An 18,835-nucleotide genomic window follows, 5' to 3' on the forward strand; every position below is an offset into this window, starting at 1 on the left:
TGTCGTAGTGCTGTCCGGTGTGGATGAGTTGCACTGCGAACTCCGGGTGTTTCTGAAGCTCATGATAGACTGGTGCTGCCTTCATGAAATTGGGGCGTGCACCAATGATGATGTGGATTTGGAAAGGATTCGGTTTCACGATGGATTCTTGCTCAAACCAAGGTAATGCAGCAGCGTCTTGCAAAGATTCTCTGAGGTCAATCGGGTTTTCCGATACAGCTGAACCTGCTGTTTCAGATGCGCATAGCGCTGAGGATCCATCACCTGTTCCAGGAGGATTTCAAAAGCGTCCCTCCAGCTCTCGCGGGGAATGGGTTCGAGGATGCGATAACTCGCAGGATCCTCAACTGCGGCAGTCGCATCAAAGTCGAAGCGCTTTCCAAAGAGGCTCAAGTAGTGGTCCCCTTCGCTCAACTCAAAGCCTACGGGTTGCTCCATCAGCGGTGCATGGTCGAGGATGAGAGGAACATCAAGCGCAAATCCTTCGGTCGCCTTCCAGGGCAACAGAGCATGAGGCAGTATGTTCACAAACTGAAAGCGGGACGCCGCAATTTTCTGGAAAAACGCGTATTTGTTCACAGAAGGGTAGATCACCAATCCATCTTCCTGTTCTGGCTGACCTTTGCTGGTCAGTCGCGTGAATGCGCGAGTCCTGCTATCCGAAAGATGGCGATGAGTCAGATAACGCACCCAGAAGTGATAGGCATCGGGATTACATCCTGCAGGCAAGTGGTCCAGCAACTCTGTTGCAGCCTGGATGTGGTTTCGATAGACTCCAACAATCTGACACACCTCAAAAGTTTGCCCAAACGCTGCCAAGCGATACAGCCAGCGGGTTCGGTTCAACTGTGCCAGATCGGGTGCAAAAAGGAGAAAGGGTGCAATCTTGTGGCGATGCTCATTCAAGAGTTCTGAATGCAGATACTTGCTGGCAATCCCCCAATGCAGGTTGGCCTTGAAATACACATCACAGCAGTCCAACGCATCGAGGTTCCACAGGAAGGCGTGGTCGGAAAGGTCAAAGAACAGGCGCTTACCATCCCATTCGATCCAGGTCGACAGGTGTTCACGTCCATCAAGATTCAAGCGCTGACAAGAATCTTCGTAGTCCCGTTCGTTCACGCTGTAGCCTTCACGCACAGCCTCGTAGAGGAATTTCAGGAAGGGATAATTCCGTGCCGTGGGTGCCTTGAGTTCAATGTTCATGAATGTATCTGTTGTTTTGCCGCCTATTTGAGTGAAGGGTCAGGAGCTAGAAGTCAGAAAATATGCACATCCTGCTGGTTGCTGTGGTCCTCGAAGAGGGGCTTCCGAGGCGTGTGCAGCGAGCCGTTTTTTAGCGAACAAAGTGAGCGTTGTTTATAGAGTTTCTTTCAAACATCGTTCATCCGGGGGACTCACTAGATGCGCTTCGCGCCCATATGTTCCGCATGCGAAACGGCATATAAAAACAATGAAAAATAGGCCGTCCGGCCACAGCCGGATATCTTACGCCCCGTTGATCGCTTCGGGATGACCCACAAGCCTAACCGTCACACCGCCGGTTTCGCCAGTTCATTCTCAAAGCTGCTTACGCAGGCATTCACTTTTGCCTCCAAATGCTTACTCTGGTAAAAATCATTCACAAGATGTTTTCCTTCTTTGGCAACCTGTTCCAGACGATTCGTATTACTGAGTGCACCAAGGACCTCCCTACGCATTGCCTCAATTGAACATGGCTCAACAAGAAAACAATTCTCGTTATGCCGGAACTGATAACCCGACCGGATGGCCTCCACCAGGCTCAGTAGTACGGGGCGTCCGAGGGACATGGCCAAAAGTGCAGTCGTTACCGCGCCGGAATACGAGTTTGGAAGAATGGGCAACACCACGAGTCGGGATTTCAGAAAACTCGCCCTTACCTCTTCCATGCTTTGATCATACCGAACTTCGACATTGTCAGGGGCATCGGCGAGTATCGCCTGAAATGCTGCAGATGCAATAATCAGGAATGTATGCCCTGGCAACAATGCTGCCACCTCAAGCAGAAGTCGATAGTCCCGATGCGGATCCGCTCCGACCGAAATCACATCCCATTGAGGTTCCTCCATCGGAGGCTGATGGTTGTTTTGCGGCACTGCAATTCCGTAGGTCCAATGCAGCACTGGGATGGTTCCACACTCGTAAGGATTCACCAGCGTATCCAGGCGGTCTCGCTCCCCGGCACCAAAACAGGAGATCAACGATGATTCGCGCAAAGAAGTTCGAAGTCCATGCCGAAGCAATGCATGCATGCGCTCCAATCGCTCCGGCGTGCCGATGGACGTGTAGATCCATGGTATCGACCAAAGTCCCATTACGCGCATCAGGGCGAGCGGAAACCCAACATTTTCGACAGTCGAAAGGATCAAATCTGAACGCCAGATTCTGGGTAGGTTCAGCAGAATCCCAAGCCAGTCACCAGCTGGAAAGCCCAAAAATCTCATCATGCCACGCTGCACCCAATAGTCGAGCTGACGAAAACACCCCCCCAATAGGCCTCGCCTGGGAACTTGAATCCAACCCTCAAGGTTGTTCCACCACCCAATACCGGATCGCACAAGTACCGCATGCCCATGACACAGGTCCCGGTTTGCGACAAGTGATCCGGATTCAGCGATCCATTTGAGTCTTGATTCCGTGCTTTTAAAAAAACTACCAACGCGCAACATGGGTAGGAAGTGGTTTTTTTTCAATCCATCCGCATCGACAGCAAGAAAACTTAGTACAGATAGCGATGCTGCAGTTGGTAGCTTTTCTCACGATTGTTCCAACAGATGATCGGTGCACGATATTGCTTAAGGTTGATCTGATAGTGCAAACTCCGAAGCAACGGTATTCTCCTCGTTTGTCGGTAAATCTGACGATTTCGAATGAAGTGCTCCCGGATTCGTTTTGCCTCTGGACCCAACGCCTGTTTTACCAATTCAACGTCTTCGATGTATTGATTCCTGAATTTTTGACTCCGGTTTGCACCAGTACGATCATGGAAACTACCCAAAACAGCGTCAACCGCCACCAACGGACTGACGTTTGCAAACCGAATCCAAAGATCAAAGTCTGCTGCCAATTGCAAATCGGTGTTAAGCCCTCCCACCTTCTCCCAAAGTGACCGTCTCCAAAACGTCGACTCCTGCTGGATGTGACAGAGACCATGCTCATCACAGGCCCCGGCTTTGATCAGATCTTGTGGATAGTAGTGCAAACGATTGATCGATTTCGGGATGCCATTATAGGAAATAATGGGTCTTCCCGTGATCCAATCTACTTCTGGGAACTTCCTGAACACTTCGTTGACAATTTGAAAGGTCCAGGGAAAATAGCGGTCATCCGAATTCAACCACCCCATTATTTCACCAGAAGTAGAATTCAGGGCATCGCGAATTGCATGATATTGTCCAGCATCGGGTCCTGAATACCACGAGGACAATCTGGACTCACGATTTCGAATCACCTCCACGGTTCCGTCAGTGCTTCCCCCATCAAACACGACATATTCCATCTCAGGATAGGCTTGATCCACCACCGAATCAATGGCCGTACCGATCCCTTCCACGTCATTGTATACGGCAGTAGCGATTGAAAAACTCAGTGCTGGCTCATTCATAGGATGTCGATATCTACGCCCAATACGATCAAGAGGGTATCCGAATCCCCGGCCCTTCATCTGTCCTATTGGAAACCAGCATAGCTGAACCCTTCCCAGTCATTTCTGACAAAAACCAAATCCATTTGCCAGAGCGCTCGATCTCGTTTTCGATTCATGACATCCACAATTCTGACCGGTCGAAAGCCTATCTTCACGATATGATCACAGAATTCCCAGAATTTCAGGGCACTCTTGTTGATCTTGAAATTGTAGCACTCCACCACAAGCGCATTCGTGTTTTCCAACGTATCCAGTGCTCCCGCCAAAATCCCCTTTTCAAAACCATGGGTATCCAGTTTGATCAAATAGGGACCACCCCATCCTGTCTCCTTTATGCTATGATCGAGCGTTACCATAGGCACCTCAATGGCATGGACGTTTTTCCCATCAGGCACCAATCCGCCTCCGAGAGGGTCTCGGGCATCAAAATGAATTTTCCCAACTCCAGGTCCTACCGCACGGCAATCAGCAGCCCGATTTTCTGATGCATATGCAAACGAGTTGAGTGCTTGAAAATGAACCGGATTTGCCTCAAACATGAGATAGTTCGCTTCGGGATAGACAGACGAACAAATGCGCGTCCAACTGCCATTTGAAGCACCCACATCCAAAACCGTTGTAATGTTGATGCCAGACTCTCTCAGCCATTTCAGTGCATCCATCATCTCGGTTCGTGGTGGTTTTATTTTCCTGAGTTCCCACCCCCTTTTTTGAAGGGCATTTTGAATCATTATTTTGATGAACATTCTACCTTTTTGTTTAATTAACTTCCAGAGCTCCAGCAAAAATCATTGCTGTTATCGCCGCACGTTGTGACCGATTTTTGAAGCAACGAATTCATTGAATTTCGGGTCTGAATCGCTTTTTCCACTTCCAGAACCGGAAACGAAGAAGCACACGCTTGATCATCCACAGCCCTCTAAAAATTGGGTTCTTCAGCAGGTAATCGAGTTGAAGCGCTATGCCGATATTCACAAGGTGAGTCCGTAAGGGTGGACTGATGCGTTCCGCATAAAATGTGTTCAGCGTCGTGTTCGGTGACGCACTCATGACGTCACACAGGGGAGCAATTGAAAGGAATGGCGCCCCCTCCTTCTGTGTATGCTCAACGTTGCTATCGACTGGATTCAGCAGGTTCTGCTGCAAGGGTTGCTCGGTCAGTTCGAGTGTTTGAAATTTTCCACGAACCTTACGACTCGTCACCACGCGTTCACATGAGATAAGTTCCAATGGTTTCAGTCCATACAGATCCATCTCAGCATCCTTAAATACACTCGAATCCCACATTCCATGTCGCATGTCCACCTCCATAAAAGCATCATAAATATTCCAGGTTTCGTGGAACTGCGGAAACTGGTAGGGACCCGGGTTCATACTCAGGCTGGTGGCAAAATAGGGGCATGGTTTTTTAAAGTGGGTCCCCAACTCACCACGATGGTCCGAGAAAGATTGCCTGGGATAGACCACAAAACGATCCTCACAGACCAAAAACTTGAAAAAAAGCTTCTTCCATGAATGACTTCGCCAACATCGCTTGACCGTATCGGGGAGTTTGATTCCGTCCACCGCTTCTCCCTCCCGCTGCAAAAAATTTTCAAAATCCTGCCAGGCATGCCCCAAAAACACCTGCCCCCAAGAGCAGGGTACCTGCATGAAAAATGCATCCCACTGGTCGGGAATCGGTTCAAAAGGATAATGACAGAACTCATTGATTCGGTAAGAATAAAGTCCGATTGAAGCGACTTTGCGTTCCGTCTGGTATCGCAAAGTGGTCTCACGTGCAAACTGATAAAAATACGGGGATAGGATCAGATCATCCTCCAGAATCAAGGCTGCTCCAGACGCTTTGCTCTGCGCGGCACATGCCATGATATGCTGCCTCAATCCCAGATGATTCTGCTGGCGGATGATGCGCTTCGGACCGACTCTCCACTCAAAGTCCTCTGCGAGTCGCTCACATGCCTCATCTGCCCCACCTTCGAGGGACAAGATCAGAGGCACTTCAACATGATCCGGATAGTGAGCCCGATCAAGGCTGACGAGGAGTCGTTGCAAACAATCCGGGCGATTGTATACAGCGACAACAATGGGAATGGAGGATATCATGGAGTGATAATCGCAAGTTCAACAAAATGAGATTGATGATCAAAGCAGAGAAAGGTGCCATTTGGCAAACATCTCGTATCCGAAAATACGCTGAAGCAACACATTCACCTGCTTCTGTGTCTCTATGGCTTTCCAAAGGTTTTTCCACGGGAAAACGGTATGATTGCCTGCACCAAGGGTCATGATTGATTTGAAACTGAAGTTGATGAATCCTGAGCCACGACCCAACGTTCACGAATCTGAAGCCGCTCCTGCGCACTCCAGAAATGCATCGCAAATTTGGAACTGAGCTGTTCCTCCAGATAGCTGTCAGGCAAACGTACCTGATCACGAAACACTCGATATGTTTCCCGATACGGTTTGCGGCTCGAAACGTTGGCAAGGGTCCACTCAAGGATTGGACAGCTGAGAAAATTGCTCACGATCTCAAGTTGTTTTGTTCGTTTGAGATCCGTGCGATACACCAAAAGTTGCACTTTAGCTCGGCGATAAACCTTCCATCCTGCCTCAACAGGAAAGGACTCGCTGAATACATCAATCCCAAACGCAGGTTTCATCTGGTCATCAAACCACCGGGCGGTAAATGCTCCCGATTCTCCTTGAAGAAGGGCGGCAATCAGTTGCTCAATCGTCCACCCACAACTTTCCGGACTCCTGCCCGTGATCCTTTTAAAGTTCTGAAAAAATGAAGATACATTACGAGAAATCGGTTCCCTTACTGGTGAGATCACCTTAACTGATAGTCCCAACCATCCTCGCACCCGCAGCACCTGAAATGGAAAATGTCCCTTAGCGACATGGCGATGTCCATGGAAAACATGGCCTTTCCACTGTTGCTCAAGAGTCCTCAAGAGCGAAGAAGATCCCACCTTACCCATTTGAAAGATATAGACTGGTTCGTGGCGAATCGCCTTATACCACTGGTGAAACGTCTGTGATCTCGGAAAAATCCACCTGTGAATCGCTTTCCAGTTCATCTGCAGGATCGGTGTATTGGTGCTGAATGGGATAGCAGAACTTCGCGAAACAACGATTGATATCGTGTTGCCTGAATCTCCAGTGCGTAGTGCTTTGCTGCGTCAGAGGCGATGCGCTCCCGGTCAAAGGAACCTGCACCGTCGAGAAACTCCTGAATTGTGCTGCGAAGTGATTCGGTTGTTACCGACTCACAAAGTATACCATTCTGAAAATCCTTAACCGCATCGGGCACCCCACCGATGGCAAATGCGATCACGGGTGTTCCACAAGCCAGAGACTCCAGCATGGTATTGGGAAGATTATCAACCAACGAGGGTAACACAAAAGCATCTGCAGCATTATATAGCATACTCATGAGATGATCATCATTCACCGAACCCATGTTGCGTATTTGGAGTCCTGTAATCGCATTGGAAGGGAAGTGCCCCCCGACGACCATCAATTCGATTTGATCCAGATGCTTCAATCCGCTGAGAGCATGCAGCAGTGCAACACCTCCCTTGCGTGCTTTCTTCACGTTGTCCGAGACAAAAAGCAGTTGTTTGCGCTGGGGATCCAAGCCTAACAATTGCTTTGCTTCTGCAGAATCATTGCGGCAATACACCTGCGTATCCAAACCATAAGGAATCGTATGGATACACCGATCAGCGAAAACCGGACTCCGCGCTGCTTCGCTTTCAAGCCATTTTGAAGGCGTAACGACCGTCAGATTTTTCGCTTTTGAAACCCAACGCTGTTTGGATTCCACGAGTCGCTTGTTCAAGTCCATTTCCTTCGAACTAGGACGATAATAAACAAACTTTCCTTGTGCATCTAGATCAGATACCTGCTCCACAAAATGCTCGTAACCCATGAACGCGTTCATGTCATGCAAGGTCCAGACCACAGGCAGTTCCAGTTTCTGAAAAAAGCTCGGGTAGTCCAGCATGCCGCTCACCCAGTGCAAGTTGATGATATCACAGGGCTGGCTCTGGATCGCTGCTGCAAGATCGAAGTAGCTTTCGGGAAACGAACATTGTTCAATATTTCCTGGTCGATTCAAAACGGATCTCCGCTTTTCAAGCAATCGAATGCGAATCCAATTTCGTACGCGGTCGGCCTGAGTGCGACGCAGCGTAAACTTTCTGCAATCGATCACCTTGTCTGGCTCATCTGGCAGCAATCCACGCGTCACTAAACGCACCGAACATCCTTGCTGTATTAAGCCATTTCGCAAGCGAAGACAAGCTGCAGCTGCACCGCCTTGGGTATGCGTATTGGCAATCGAGATATTCATTTTGGCGATCCAGAGTGAGGAGCAGTTTGGATCTCCCCGCAGGTGAGGAATTATTCCGCCTTTCTCCCTTCCACAAACAACGAGTCGGGTTTAAAGACTATTTCATTCTTGCTCTCCAGTTCAAACGCATTCCACCCGGGAATACTACTTTCCAATGCTGACTTCACCTCAACATGGCGGATTCCGAGATCCTGAAGTAACTGAGTCAGTGAGTACCGATCATACATCCATTGATGGATCTCGCCACCCAATCGAAATTTCCCAATTTTTAGCGCAAGTGTGTTGGGACCGCTCCCCATTCGCAGCTCATTCATCAAATTCCAATCGTTTCCCAGCAACAAACGCAGCACTCTCTCCTTGAGCGGCCGCAGTAGTGCGTTCACACGCCGACCCAAAGGGACACGATTCGGATTCAACCCGTCTTCAGGTGCCTTCACTCGATTTTCCTTGGCCATCAATGCACGACGACGGATTTCTCTTCCTTCTTCACCGAGGCGATCCATCACAAACGATTCATTTGGAATTGTCTCCCTCTGCAAATAGGCTGCCATCTCCCCCCCACTGTGGTTGCGTACGGTCTGGTCATACAACTCCAGAAGCATCCACTCATAATTGTGCTGTGCTTGAATGTCTTCGTCCAATGCTTGCTCAAGTGAATTCAGGTAAAGCCTCACAATGTGCTCAAGGTCTGGAACAGCGACACGAATAATGCCGCCTGGCTTGAGGACTCGCACACATTCCCTCAAAAACTCCCGCCCTTCCTTCCGCGAAAAATGCTCCAATACATGCGAGTGGTAAACGACCTCAAAATGTGCATCGGGGTATGGAATGCCCTCGCACAGGTTGTGAGCAACGACATGTGGACTGCTGGAAACCATGTCCACATTGGTCCAGTCGGGGTGAAAACGATTTCCACAACCCAAATTGAGGTAGCGTTTCATGTTGTAGGTGTTCGAGGACTCTCCTTCACTGCAAAAATGTTGAGTTGATTGTCCATGCCCAAGTAGGATTGAACTTTCACAAACGGATGGGGAGAAATTACCCCAATGTGTTGTATGTTGTATCGAAATCCCGCATTTACCAACACTGACAGCAAGCGATGCAGGTTCTGAGGTTGGTGGGTGAATGAATGGTATTCCACAAAGATGCGATCCACGCACTGAAGCAGGTCCGCGCAATCTTCAAGAACTTCCGTTTCCGCTCCTTCTATGTCAATTTTGAGCAGGTCCACAGGACGGTCCAAATAACTCCGCAAACGAACTGTCTCGATCTGCTTGAGGCTTTCAGAATCTCCTGATACCGCAATGCGGCCCCCATCAGCTCCTTCCGCATGAAATTCAAGCGTTTTGTCTTCGTTCCATAGTCCTTTTTGGACAAGTTCAACGTGATTGAGTCCGAGCATTTCAACGTTATCCTTCAGCACAGCAAACACCTTCGGATCTGGTTCAAAAGCTACGACACTTGCTTCAGGAAAGCATCGCTTGAAATAACACACACTCAGACCAATGTTTGCACCCCCATCGATGATATATGGACATGGATTCGAGGTTTCAAACTGATAGATCTCCTTTCGGAAGAGTTCATCGTAAAGGAATAGGAAGGAGGCAGCATCTACGAATCTCAGAGCAGGACCCAATAGCCGAGTGCTTCCCTCTTCGTAACGTGGAAGATGTTTCAACCGTTGAATCTCAAGGTCGACACGATCAACACGTTGCCCAATCAACCGCTCCAACTGCCGTATAATGCGAGCGATCATGGATTACAGTTTCAAGCTTTTTGGTTTTCTGTTTCTGCTGGAACTCCTATCAACACCCCGAGCAACCCAAGCTGCACAATGTTGAAAAATCCGTCGAGCGATGCGCCGGATTCTGAAACTTCGCCGTAGTGTTCGCGACCGGGAAGCATGAAACTGCTTCATCAATAATATACATTTTCGACTTTGTCGCAACTCAATGGGTTTGACCGGAACATGATTAGCAAGCTCACTCCAGATATAGCGATCAGACACTCCGCAGTGAGTTCCTTGACCATCCATTCCAATGTTCTGAGTCAAACTCGGAAAGGGATGCAATGCGAATCCTCCCTTTATAAATAGATTCGCATACCAACGGACAGCCCAGCTTCGCATCTCTCCCGTCGTATTCTTTCGAAGGTGATCAAAATACGGGTAAGTGTTGCCGATATTGAAGTCAGCAATCCGACCGCTATGCTCTATCTGTTCGCAAAGCTGAACGGCATCCCATTCCGCTTGCTGCCAACGGTCACGCCAAGTCCCCCACCCCCAACAGGAAGCCGTGTTGTAGAAGAATGTCGACGGTAGCTTACCCTTTACTGGAAACATGTAGCCTGACACATGCATGACCTTCGGTTCGTTTCGGTAGCATTCCAGTGCGTCATTCATGTAACGTAAAAACCCCGGAGAAGTTTCGATGTCATCTTCCAGAACGATCACCGATTCGTACTGTTTCAAAACCCATGAAACCCCATCAATAATGTTTCGTGCCAAGCCAAAATTCTCAGGTCGCTCAACGAGGTGAACCTTTTGGAATCCTTTGATCGCACGCAACTTCTCGCGAACCGAAAGTACCGCTGGAGCCTCTTCATCCGATTTTGCCCCATCTGAAAAGACATATAACTCACTCTCATTCGCCAGTTCGTTCCGCCGCAGCGTTTCCAACGTACGGTGCAGAGATTCCAATCGCTGGTATGCAAAAAGTGCGATTGGAGAAAGACTATACATAAACTTCGGTTTCGACAATTTGGGAATCAACTGCCATGCAAGAATTTATAGACGGAAAATCAAATCTGCTCAAGCTATCATGCTTGCATAGGAGATCGCTCAATCACACGCACTTCAGGGTGCGGAACAATCATTTTTCCCCCTGCATTGAGAAAGGAGGCATATTTTTTTTCGAAAAATTCGATGAAATTCCATGAAAGCACCAAATAGTAGTCAGGTTCTTCTTCTACGGCTTCCTCGTAGATGATCGGAATATGTGTGCCAGGAGTATACTTTCCGATCTTGAAGCGATTCACCTCAGTCGCACAAGCCACAAGGTCAGGGCCAATTCCACAATAATTCAAGAGAGTACTGCCCTTTAAGGGTGCGCCGAGCGCGTATACGGATTTTCCTTCTGCTTTCAGGCGTTTCAACAACTTCAGCAGTTCATTTTTATTGTGTTCCACGCGGCGCGCAAATGCTTCATAGGTATCGTATTGATACATGCCTGCGGCTTCTTCAGCCTCTATTGCGGCTGCGATCTTGTCACTGCTCGGATAAACAGAATCCTCTCGACCCACATAGAGTACAAACGATCCACCGTGAATTGGATAGAAATCCACATCAATCATGCGCATACCGTGTTCGCTGAACAGGCGTTTCAACGGACGCAGACTATGCATCATGGTGTGTTCATGGTAGAAATGATCGAACTGCACATGCTCAAGAACGTCCTTCATGTAGACGCATTGCACTAGAAAAATGGTATCTTTCTCCAACATGCGTGAAATTCCTTTCACGAAACTGTGAATATCTTCTATGTGATAAAAAACTGCCGTTGCGGAAATCAGTTTGGGTCTCACATTCAATTGTTGAAGCAGCTTGGCAGTTTCATCGTTCCAGAATGCCTCGAACACGTGCAGTCCTTTCTCCGCTGCCAGACGCCCAGTTTTTTTCCCGGGATCAACTCCCATCACGCGCAGTCCATTTTTCTGGAAACACTGCATCAAGGTTCCATCGTTTGCACCAATATCGATCGCCAGACTATTCTTTGGAATCGCAAATTTCTTTACGGTACGAGCAGCCATTTGCTCAAAGTGTTCCACGACCGGAATATTGATGCCCGTTACATAGGGATGATTCGTGAACATCGACTCCACGGACGGAAACTCCTCGATCTGTACTTGCCAACAATCCTCACAAACCGCCATCGCACATGGATAGTTTGGTTCAGAGTCGAGTTCATCTGCCGACGGAAAATAATTCCCATTCGGCTGATCACCCAAATCAATGAAGCGTTTGAGCCGCGTACTGCGACAATTCATGCATTGTTTATTCTTCATGAAAATCCTTTTTTCAGTTTACCATAGAACTCGCACACTTCGCGAATTCGATGGTTTAAAGTTTCTGCGGGAAACCAACCGACCTCCTGATTCAGACGACTCACGCATGCCACCACCCGATCCACATCCTTCTGTTCAGCAGTCGGTTCATCAAAATGGATTTGATCCAGTGCATTAAGATGAGATGCAATCATCGTCACCAAGTCCCGGACAGACGTCCCGACACCAGATGCGATATTGATCGGCCCCGAAACTTGCGACTGAAACACCACACACAGTGCCGAAGCAACATCGGACACGTGCAGAAAATCCCGCACCGAACACGCACTGTCGAATTCCAACCGCTTGCCCGCAAGCAACCCATGAACCGTGCGCGGAACCAGTCTTCGATGCTCTTCTCCAGGACCGAACGGACAAAAAATACGAGTCCACACAAGCGAGAGGTCCTCCACAACTTCACTCCTGCGATGGAGGATTTCCCTCAGCGTATTTTTGGAAAACGAATATAATGTCGTCATTTCAAGTGGAGACTGCATCTCTTTCAGATCCTCGGTTCCACCCCACCGATATTCGGCTGAGCTTCCAGCGATCAACGCACGCTTGCCCCCAACAGCAGCAAAAGCTTCGAGAAGCACAAGACTGGCTGTGATCCAGTCCAGATTTTCCGGGGCGTTCCAATAGGCCCCATGTTCTGTGAACCATGCAAGATGCACCAGACCTTCGGGCCGAATATCGCTGATGCTCCTGCGAACCGCCTGGGGGTCCAACAAATCACATCGCACTGGGTCGTGTCTACCAAGAGGAACCACCTCGTGTCCCATGGATCGAAGTGTTTGCAGCACAGGTTGCCCTAAAAAACCAGTAGCTCCTGTGACAACAATTCTCATAATTCTCTGAGCAAAGGCGCATTTGCATCCTTTTCCGAGAGTATCGGATGCTCGTGCGGCCACGCGATCTGCAGGTCTGGATCATTCCAACGTAGCGAATGAGCGTATTCCGGGCGATAAGCCCCTTCGATGACATAGGACACCGTGCTCGAGGCTTCGAGGGTCCAAAATCCATGAGCACAGGTGTTCGGAACCCAATGGGCAATGCACTCTCCCGCCACAAGTTCCACCATCGATACCTGAAGGTAGGTCGGGGAGGTCTTGCAAAGATCAACTGCCACATCCATGACCCTTCCCGATATACAAGTCACCAGTTTCGCCTGTTGATACGGCTCGGACTGGAAATGCAATCCCCTGAGCGTGTCCCTTTTGGTATTAAACGAATGGTATACATTGTCGGGAGAGAAATCTACATTCAATGCCTCAAACTGTTCCCGCTCCCACAATGCCTGAAAAGCACCACGATGATCACGGTGCTTGTCCAGTTGGATCACCAGAGAACCCTGAATCGATGTGTCAGCACTTAGGATCTTCATGCTTCAGTTTTGAGTCAATAATTCACGAATGCGATCAAAGGAAGCATTCACCAGTTTCGGGTCGGTCAATTCTGAGTGAACCTTTTGATTGTGCGCAGATCCTTGATTCAGCCTCCACTCATCCCAGCAGCTCAGCAAATCCTCGGAATCCCGTTCCACAATGGCTCCAACATGAGCGGTGCGGATGAGATCATGGGTCCAGGAATTTCCCGGTGTCGAGAGGATGAATTTACCAAGCGCAAGACCCTTGATCACGATTCCGCTCTGCAAGAGATACTCTGTGCTGTCAATGAAGACACTATGAACGCACGAAATCGCTGAATTCAAGGCTGCTTCGCTTTCAACAAACGCATCGGATACGAACAGATTCATGTGAATTCCGCTATCAATCTCCGCTACACAATCGGGATCAATCTGATCGCGTCTCAACCTGCCAACCATAGCAAAACGCACCGATGGGTTCCGCCGGACCAGCTCCATGAAGGCATGCACACAGCGCGAACCGGTGAGCGATCCAAATATTCCAACCGAAAACTGCTCACCACAAAAATTTCGCAGTGAGCTATGCAGTTCGGTTTCCCGCTCAAGGGTGTCGACATTCTCTATATCCGGAATCCATACGTATCGCTCAGCAGGAAGTTCCAGAAACTGGTCGGGCTGTACTGCACACCGGAAATCTCGATGGGTGTCAACCATGTTTGCAACGGTTCGATACGCCTTTGACGGCTTCTCACTTCGATGGATCTGTGATACCGTCACCAGAGCACCCCATGGAACCATGCGTCTCCTGATACCTGAAATGCGAAGCAAATCCAGTCCCCACATGAAAAACACCATGCTTCTCAACGGGGAAACCCCACAGGATTTGCAAATGTGGTTCAAATTCAACATGCTCTTCTCCTTGAACCGTGCGCTCTCCCACCTGACATTCGGCCACAGATCAACACCCAGCTGATCAAGATATTCGAGATTCTCATCCTTATCAGCGCTGAAAACGATGATGTTTTCAAATCGCGGTGACAAATGCGTCAGAAAATAACGAAGCCACCATTTGTAGTGTCCCGTCTTTCCACGGGGAAAACACTCCACAAGGATGAGTACATCGCGTTTTGAGTTCCTAAAGTTCAGCAACGACTGCCTGATCCCATAAAACCAAAACAAAAAATCGCTGTGCAGAAGGCGCACAACCCAACGTTTCAGCCTTGCAATGCTATGCCATGTTTGGTCCAGCACGAGCAGCCTAAAGGTTCACCTCAACCGAAACATCGTTGACAATGATTGCACCCATGGACCGTGAGTTCCATATCGCAAATTGTGCCGATTCGGGTTTGCTTGCTTCAATGTCAAACGTTGGCATCCCCAGCACCACATCAATGTTGGTGCGCCCCGTTTCCACCAATCCATAGCCAAGGCACAAACCTAAACTGTAGGTTCCCGGGACCAGCCCCGTGCTCGGAATCCGAAGTTTAAATCTGCACCTTTCATCAGAATCAAAACACAGGGGTTCTCTGGAATAGAAACTGCCCACAGGAAAACCATGAATCGAATAAACAGTTCCACTCAAATAGATCACTGAAGGGGTTTCGATGTGTCGGCACACAACTCCCTCAACCTCAATTTCCGATGCGTACGCCACGGTTTTGGAGTCAGACAACAATCGAATTGATTGAATCGTTGCATCATTACAAAGACCCGAAACGCGATGAACCTCGACATCCTGATCATTGAACTTTCGATCTGACAGATACTGGGGAATCACATCACTGGTCGGAGCATCCATGGTCACATTTCCGTTTTCCATCAAAATTGAACGCTCGCACAATGACTCAACACTCGAAAGATTGTGACTCACAAACAACACCGTTCTCCCATCCTTTCCACTGACATCCTGCATCTTGCCAATGGCTTTTTTCTGAAACTCAGCATCACCGACCGCCAGAACTTCGTCCACGATCAGAATTTCGGGTTCTAGATGGGCTGCAACGGCAAATCCGAGGCGCACCTTCATCCCACTGGAATATCGTTTGACCGGGGTATTGATGTAGCGCTCACAACCCGAGAATTCGATGATTTCATCAAGCTTACTGCGGATTTCCGATTTGGTCATGCCCAGGATGGCTCCGTTGAGAAAAATGTTCTCCAGTCCCGTCAGTTCCGGGTGAAAACCTGTACCGACTTCCAGCAAACTGCCTATGCGTCCATTGTAACTGATGCTTCCCGTTGTGGGTCCGGTAACCTTCGACAGTATCTTCAGTAGTGTACTCTTTCCCGATCCGTTTTTGCCAATAATACCCAGCACCTCTCCCTGCTTCACCTCGAAATTGATGTCCTTGAGCGCCCAGACATAGTCGGATTTCCCCTTCTTACTGCGGATGTTGGATTCCCCAACTTTTAAGAAGGGATCTTCCTTCCCGCGTGCAAGGTGCCACCAACGCTGGAAGTCATTGACGATAGTGCCCGTTCCGACAGTTCCCAAGCGATAAAGTTTGGACAAGTTTTCAATCTGAATAATCGAATCCATGATGCATTAGGCAACGGACTCAAACCGTGTCCATAAAATTTTTCTCAGTTCGGTTGAAGACAATCAACCCCAGCAAAAATACAACAACCGTCACTATGCTCGAGTAAAGCAGCAGATCCCAATGCATGCTCGATGTTCCCAAAAACATGTGGCGAAAGGCTTCAATAATACTGCTCATCGGATTGTAAGTGATAAGCCAGCCCATCTTGGGTGACTTTTCTTCAATCAAATCCAGTGGATAGATAACGGGTGTGGCATACATCAGCAGCTGTGTTCCAAAAACGATCAAATTGTTCATATCGCGATATTTGGTCGTCATGGACGATATGATCATGCCAAACCCCAATCCCATCATCCCCATCAACAAAACCAGCAGTGGTAGAAAGAGCAAATCCAGCCCGATCGGGAAGCTTGCCCCCTTGGACACATAAAACGCCATCATTCCCAGAAAAAGCAGCAGTTTAACGGCAAACTGAATCAAGTTGGAAATCACAATGGAAATGGGGGTCACTGCCCTTGGAAAATAGACTTTTCCAAAGATCGAAGCATTCGCGGTGAAGGTGTTCGAGGTCGATGTCAGGCAGATGGAAAAATAACTCCAACACGTAATGCCGGAGAGGTAAAAAAGGGCGGAAGGCAGACCAGAAGTTGGCAACTCTGCAATCGTACCAAACACAAAACTGTAGACCACCGTCTGCAGCAGCGGAGTCACAAAAAACCAAAGTGGACCCAGGATCGTCTGCTTGTACTTCGCCACAAAATCCCGACGGACAAAGAGATACAGCAAATCACGATATTGCCAAATCTCACGCAGTCGCAAATCGATGAGCCTGTCGCGAGGTACAATCTTGTGTTGAAAAGTTTCCATGGTCAAAAAGAGTTAATAGGTGTGCACGCTGCCGCATCTGGTCAGATGACCAGATACTATCGAACCCGACACACCGAATCCATTCAGGTTCCAATGATTTTGGAGATAGGCTTGAATAACAGGTTTGCCCGGTCATTCAGGCGTTTGAGAGTCACCAGTTTCTCGTTGAGAAAGCTATCCTGGTCATTCAGACCTTCGCCAGTGCGAGGCTGGGACTGCATTTGCGATTCGATCCATTCGAGACGCTCCGTTGCAACCTCGAGCTTTGGACGCCAATCGTCCAGAATCAGTCGATTGAGCAGTTTTCGAAAATCCGTCTCCGCAACAAAGTGCTCCTTTCGCTCACCAGGAATGTATGTGGAGCGAATGGCTCCAAAGCTTCTCAAGGTCTTGATGCCTTGACTGGCGGTGCCAAGGCTGACACCCAACTTCTGCATGATGCGATCCATCGACAGAGGAATCCTCGAGATATAGAGCAGGCCAAAAATTTCACCGACCGATTTGGGAAGGCGAACAACCGCAGCAACGCTCACAATGTAGCCGATGATTTCCCGCTCGACGATCGACAATTCTCTCTCAGCTGCTTCCGGTTCCATCATTTTATTCAATTCTTTCAATTATTTTTGAAATATCGAGTCGTCAAGTGTTTTCGAACCTTTGTACAGCCTGAAGTCCAACCTTCCAGCTGCTACCCCCGAATCCAGTATCGCAATGCAATGCACCACTCTTTGGGTGAGGCAATGTAGCGCATGACGTACAAAAGCTCCTCCAGGCGTGCCCTTCTGGATTTCAAGCGCTCACGACGATGGCCAATTGCCCGGAGGGCTGCCACTTTTGCGTTGTAGAGGGTAGCCCCTGCCTCAGCTTTGCTGAAAAAATCCCGGTGATTGTGAACGATGCGGCGTCGTGTCCGGTAGCATTTCAGGTCAATTTGCCCTGTCGAATTTCGGCTATCGCGATGTTGCCGCTTGCTCACAAGGATTTCATCCACGAGCGACCCGACAATGCCCCGCTTTGCCACCGAAAGGATGAAATCATAGTCCTCATCCATTTCCAGTCCTGGATCAAATCGAATGCCCTTCAAGTGGTGTTTCCAATGCAGAGCACAAATTCCCACAAAATTGCGAACTTTGAGTCGATCAACCGAAAACTCTCCACAGTTTGACACGCGATCCACCGCACCGTGCATGCGATATTGAGTGTAGACAAAGGTATTGGGTTTACTCGCCAACAATCGTTCTACAGTTTTCTCCAGAAAAGCAGGCAGTAACTGATCATCAGCATCCACATACAGAACCAGCTCTCCCCCACTCTCAGACAATCCGCGATTCCGGGCATGCGCCACTCCACGGTTGTCCTGCGAGATCACTCGAACCCGAGAATCCAGATCCGCAACACGGGCAATCCTCTCCAGCGAATCGTCGGAAGATCCATCATCCACCACAATTAACTCAAGGTTCCGGTAGGTCTGGTTCAGTACGCTTTCCATGCACCCTGCAATGAAGTCCGCATAGTTGTAGCAGGGAACAATTACGGACACCAGGGGTTGTTGGGATTGAATATTCATCAAATGATACGAATTCTTGTTTTTACCACTGATCCCAAGGATTTTCACAGATGGAAAAGAAATCGCCGTCTCTAGAGTGAATCCGTGTTTATCCTGAAATCTGTGGTCTGATTTAGTTCAGTTTTGGAAAGACAAATCGGTATGAAAATCGTTTGCTCGCCACTACGCTTAGCGAGGTCCACACCGTCCTGTCAAACGTCAGCAGCACCTGCAAGCAATATTGACAATAATGCCGTCCTGAGCCTGTCGAAGGACATCTGGGTCCCGCAGGGACACTTGGCGAACGGAGTGAGCGGTGTTCATAATTCTTCTCTTCTCAACACCGTTCGTCTGAGGGACTCACTGATGCGCTGCGAGCAGACCCATA

Annotated in this window: 17 protein-coding genes; all 17 read right to left on the reverse strand. The window is 48.8% G+C overall.

The features are described 5' to 3' along the window. Positions 1–135: 135 nt before the first annotated feature. A complete protein-coding gene (locus ABQ298_05030) occupies positions 136–1,206 on the reverse strand; it encodes a hypothetical protein (GenBank protein ID MEQ9823728.1) in 1,071 nt (356 codons plus the stop codon). 326 nt (positions 1,207–1,532) lie between these two features. After that, positions 1,533–2,468, reverse strand: coding sequence for a hypothetical protein (locus ABQ298_05035; GenBank protein ID MEQ9823729.1), 936 nt, complete (start codon positions 2,466–2,468; stop codon positions 1,533–1,535). 272 nt (positions 2,469–2,740) lie between these two features. After that, positions 2,741–3,625: a glycosyltransferase family 2 protein gene (locus tag ABQ298_05040; GenBank protein ID MEQ9823730.1), complete on the reverse strand. Its 885-nt coding sequence runs from the start codon at positions 3,623–3,625 to the stop codon at positions 2,741–2,743. 65 nt (positions 3,626–3,690) lie between these two features. Beyond that, positions 3,691–4,452, reverse strand: coding sequence for an FkbM family methyltransferase (locus ABQ298_05045; GenBank protein MEQ9823731.1), 762 nt, complete (start codon positions 4,450–4,452; stop codon positions 3,691–3,693). Positions 4,453–4,504: 52 nt separating this feature from the next. Next, on the reverse strand, positions 4,505–5,773 hold the full coding sequence (locus ABQ298_05050; protein ID MEQ9823732.1) for a hypothetical protein: 1,269 nt from the start codon (positions 5,771–5,773) through the stop codon (positions 4,505–4,507). A 973-nt stretch (positions 5,774–6,746) separates the two neighbouring features. Continuing rightward, a complete protein-coding gene (locus ABQ298_05055) occupies positions 6,747–8,027 on the reverse strand; it encodes a glycosyltransferase (protein ID MEQ9823733.1) in 1,281 nt (426 codons plus the stop codon). Between the two features lie 50 nt (positions 8,028–8,077). After that, positions 8,078–8,968, reverse strand: a complete 891-nt coding sequence (locus ABQ298_05060) for a methyltransferase domain-containing protein (GenBank protein MEQ9823734.1) — start codon at positions 8,966–8,968, stop codon at positions 8,078–8,080. Beyond that, a complete protein-coding gene (locus ABQ298_05065) occupies positions 8,965–9,783 on the reverse strand; it encodes an FkbM family methyltransferase (GenBank protein MEQ9823735.1) in 819 nt (272 codons plus the stop codon). The genes ABQ298_05060 and ABQ298_05065 overlap by 4 nt, the downstream gene beginning before the upstream one ends. Positions 9,784–9,786: 3 nt before the next feature. Further along, positions 9,787–10,767 carry a glycosyltransferase gene (locus ABQ298_05070; protein ID MEQ9823736.1) on the reverse strand — a complete coding sequence of 327 codons (981 nt, stop codon included), beginning with the start codon at positions 10,765–10,767 and terminating at the stop codon, positions 9,787–9,789. A gap of 77 nt (positions 10,768–10,844) precedes the next feature. Next, complete coding sequence (locus ABQ298_05075) at positions 10,845–11,852, reverse strand: class I SAM-dependent methyltransferase (protein MEQ9823737.1); 1,008 nt, start codon at positions 11,850–11,852, stop codon at positions 10,845–10,847. 233 nt (positions 11,853–12,085) lie between these two features. Next, on the reverse strand, positions 12,086–12,976 hold the full coding sequence (locus ABQ298_05080; protein MEQ9823738.1) for an NAD(P)-dependent oxidoreductase: 891 nt from the start codon (positions 12,974–12,976) through the stop codon (positions 12,086–12,088). Further along, on the reverse strand, positions 12,973–13,512 hold the full coding sequence (locus ABQ298_05085; protein ID MEQ9823739.1) for a dTDP-4-dehydrorhamnose 3,5-epimerase family protein: 540 nt from the start codon (positions 13,510–13,512) through the stop codon (positions 12,973–12,975). Before ABQ298_05085 ends, ABQ298_05080 begins: the two co-directional genes overlap by 4 nt. 3 nt (positions 13,513–13,515) lie before the next feature. Next, a complete protein-coding gene (locus ABQ298_05090; GenBank protein MEQ9823740.1) occupies positions 13,516–14,208 on the reverse strand; it encodes a hypothetical protein in 693 nt (230 codons plus the stop codon). A 544-nt stretch (positions 14,209–14,752) separates the two neighbouring features. Next, positions 14,753–16,033 (reverse strand): ABC transporter ATP-binding protein, encoded by a 1,281-nt coding sequence (locus ABQ298_05095; protein MEQ9823741.1) that lies wholly within the window; start codon positions 16,031–16,033, stop codon positions 14,753–14,755. Positions 16,034–16,052: 19 nt separating this feature from the next. Beyond that, positions 16,053–16,901: an ABC transporter permease gene (locus tag ABQ298_05100; GenBank protein ID MEQ9823742.1), complete on the reverse strand. Its 849-nt coding sequence runs from the start codon at positions 16,899–16,901 to the stop codon at positions 16,053–16,055. 83 nt (positions 16,902–16,984) lie between these two features. After that, positions 16,985–17,500, reverse strand: a complete 516-nt coding sequence (locus ABQ298_05105; protein MEQ9823743.1) for an HTH domain-containing protein — start codon at positions 17,498–17,500, stop codon at positions 16,985–16,987. An 89-nt stretch (positions 17,501–17,589) separates the two neighbouring features. Then, a complete protein-coding gene (locus tag ABQ298_05110) occupies positions 17,590–18,468 on the reverse strand; it encodes a glycosyltransferase (protein MEQ9823744.1) in 879 nt (292 codons plus the stop codon). Positions 18,469–18,835 lie beyond the last annotated feature (367 nt).

Source organism: Puniceicoccaceae bacterium (assembly GCA_040224245.1).
GTDB lineage: Bacteria > Verrucomicrobiota > Verrucomicrobiia > Opitutales > JAFGAQ01 > JAKSBQ01.

What these genes read in the sequence shown, in the direction of transcription:
- ABQ298_05070 (MEQ9823736.1), bottom strand. Translation starts at nt 10,767, where the DNA reads ATGTATAGTCTTTCTCCAATCGCACTTTTTGCATACCAGCGATTGGAA.
- ABQ298_05050 (MEQ9823732.1), bottom strand. Translation starts at nt 5,773, where the DNA reads ATGATATCCTCCATTCCCATTGTTGTCGCTGTATACAATCGCCCGGAT.
- ABQ298_05055 (MEQ9823733.1), bottom strand. Translation starts at nt 8,027, where the DNA reads ATGAATATCTCGATTGCCAATACGCATACCCAAGGCGGTGCAGCTGCA.
- ABQ298_05100 (MEQ9823742.1), bottom strand. Translation starts at nt 16,901, where the DNA reads ATGGAAACTTTTCAACACAAGATTGTACCTCGCGACAGGCTCATCGAT.
- ABQ298_05105 (MEQ9823743.1), bottom strand. Translation starts at nt 17,500, where the DNA reads ATGATGGAACCGGAAGCAGCTGAGAGAGAATTGTCGATCGTCGAGCGG.
- ABQ298_05085 (MEQ9823739.1), bottom strand. Translation starts at nt 13,512, where the DNA reads ATGAAGATCCTAAGTGCTGACACATCGATTCAGGGTTCTCTGGTGATC.
- ABQ298_05035 (MEQ9823729.1), bottom strand. Translation starts at nt 2,468, where the DNA reads ATGATGAGATTTTTGGGCTTTCCAGCTGGTGACTGGCTTGGGATTCTG.
- ABQ298_05065 (MEQ9823735.1), bottom strand. Translation starts at nt 9,783, where the DNA reads ATGATCGCTCGCATTATACGGCAGTTGGAGCGGTTGATTGGGCAACGT.
- ABQ298_05030 (MEQ9823728.1), bottom strand. Translation starts at nt 1,206, where the DNA reads ATGAACATTGAACTCAAGGCACCCACGGCACGGAATTATCCCTTCCTG.
- ABQ298_05110 (MEQ9823744.1), bottom strand. Translation starts at nt 18,468, where the DNA reads ATGAATATTCAATCCCAACAACCCCTGGTGTCCGTAATTGTTCCCTGC.
- ABQ298_05060 (MEQ9823734.1), bottom strand. Translation starts at nt 8,968, where the DNA reads ATGAAACGCTACCTCAATTTGGGTTGTGGAAATCGTTTTCACCCCGAC.
- ABQ298_05080 (MEQ9823738.1), bottom strand. Translation starts at nt 12,976, where the DNA reads ATGAGAATTGTTGTCACAGGAGCTACTGGTTTTTTAGGGCAACCTGTG.
- ABQ298_05040 (MEQ9823730.1), bottom strand. Translation starts at nt 3,625, where the DNA reads ATGAATGAGCCAGCACTGAGTTTTTCAATCGCTACTGCCGTATACAAT.
- ABQ298_05095 (MEQ9823741.1), bottom strand. Translation starts at nt 16,033, where the DNA reads ATGGATTCGATTATTCAGATTGAAAACTTGTCCAAACTTTATCGCTTG.
- ABQ298_05090 (MEQ9823740.1), bottom strand. Translation starts at nt 14,208, where the DNA reads ATGGTTGACACCCATCGAGATTTCCGGTGTGCAGTACAGCCCGACCAG.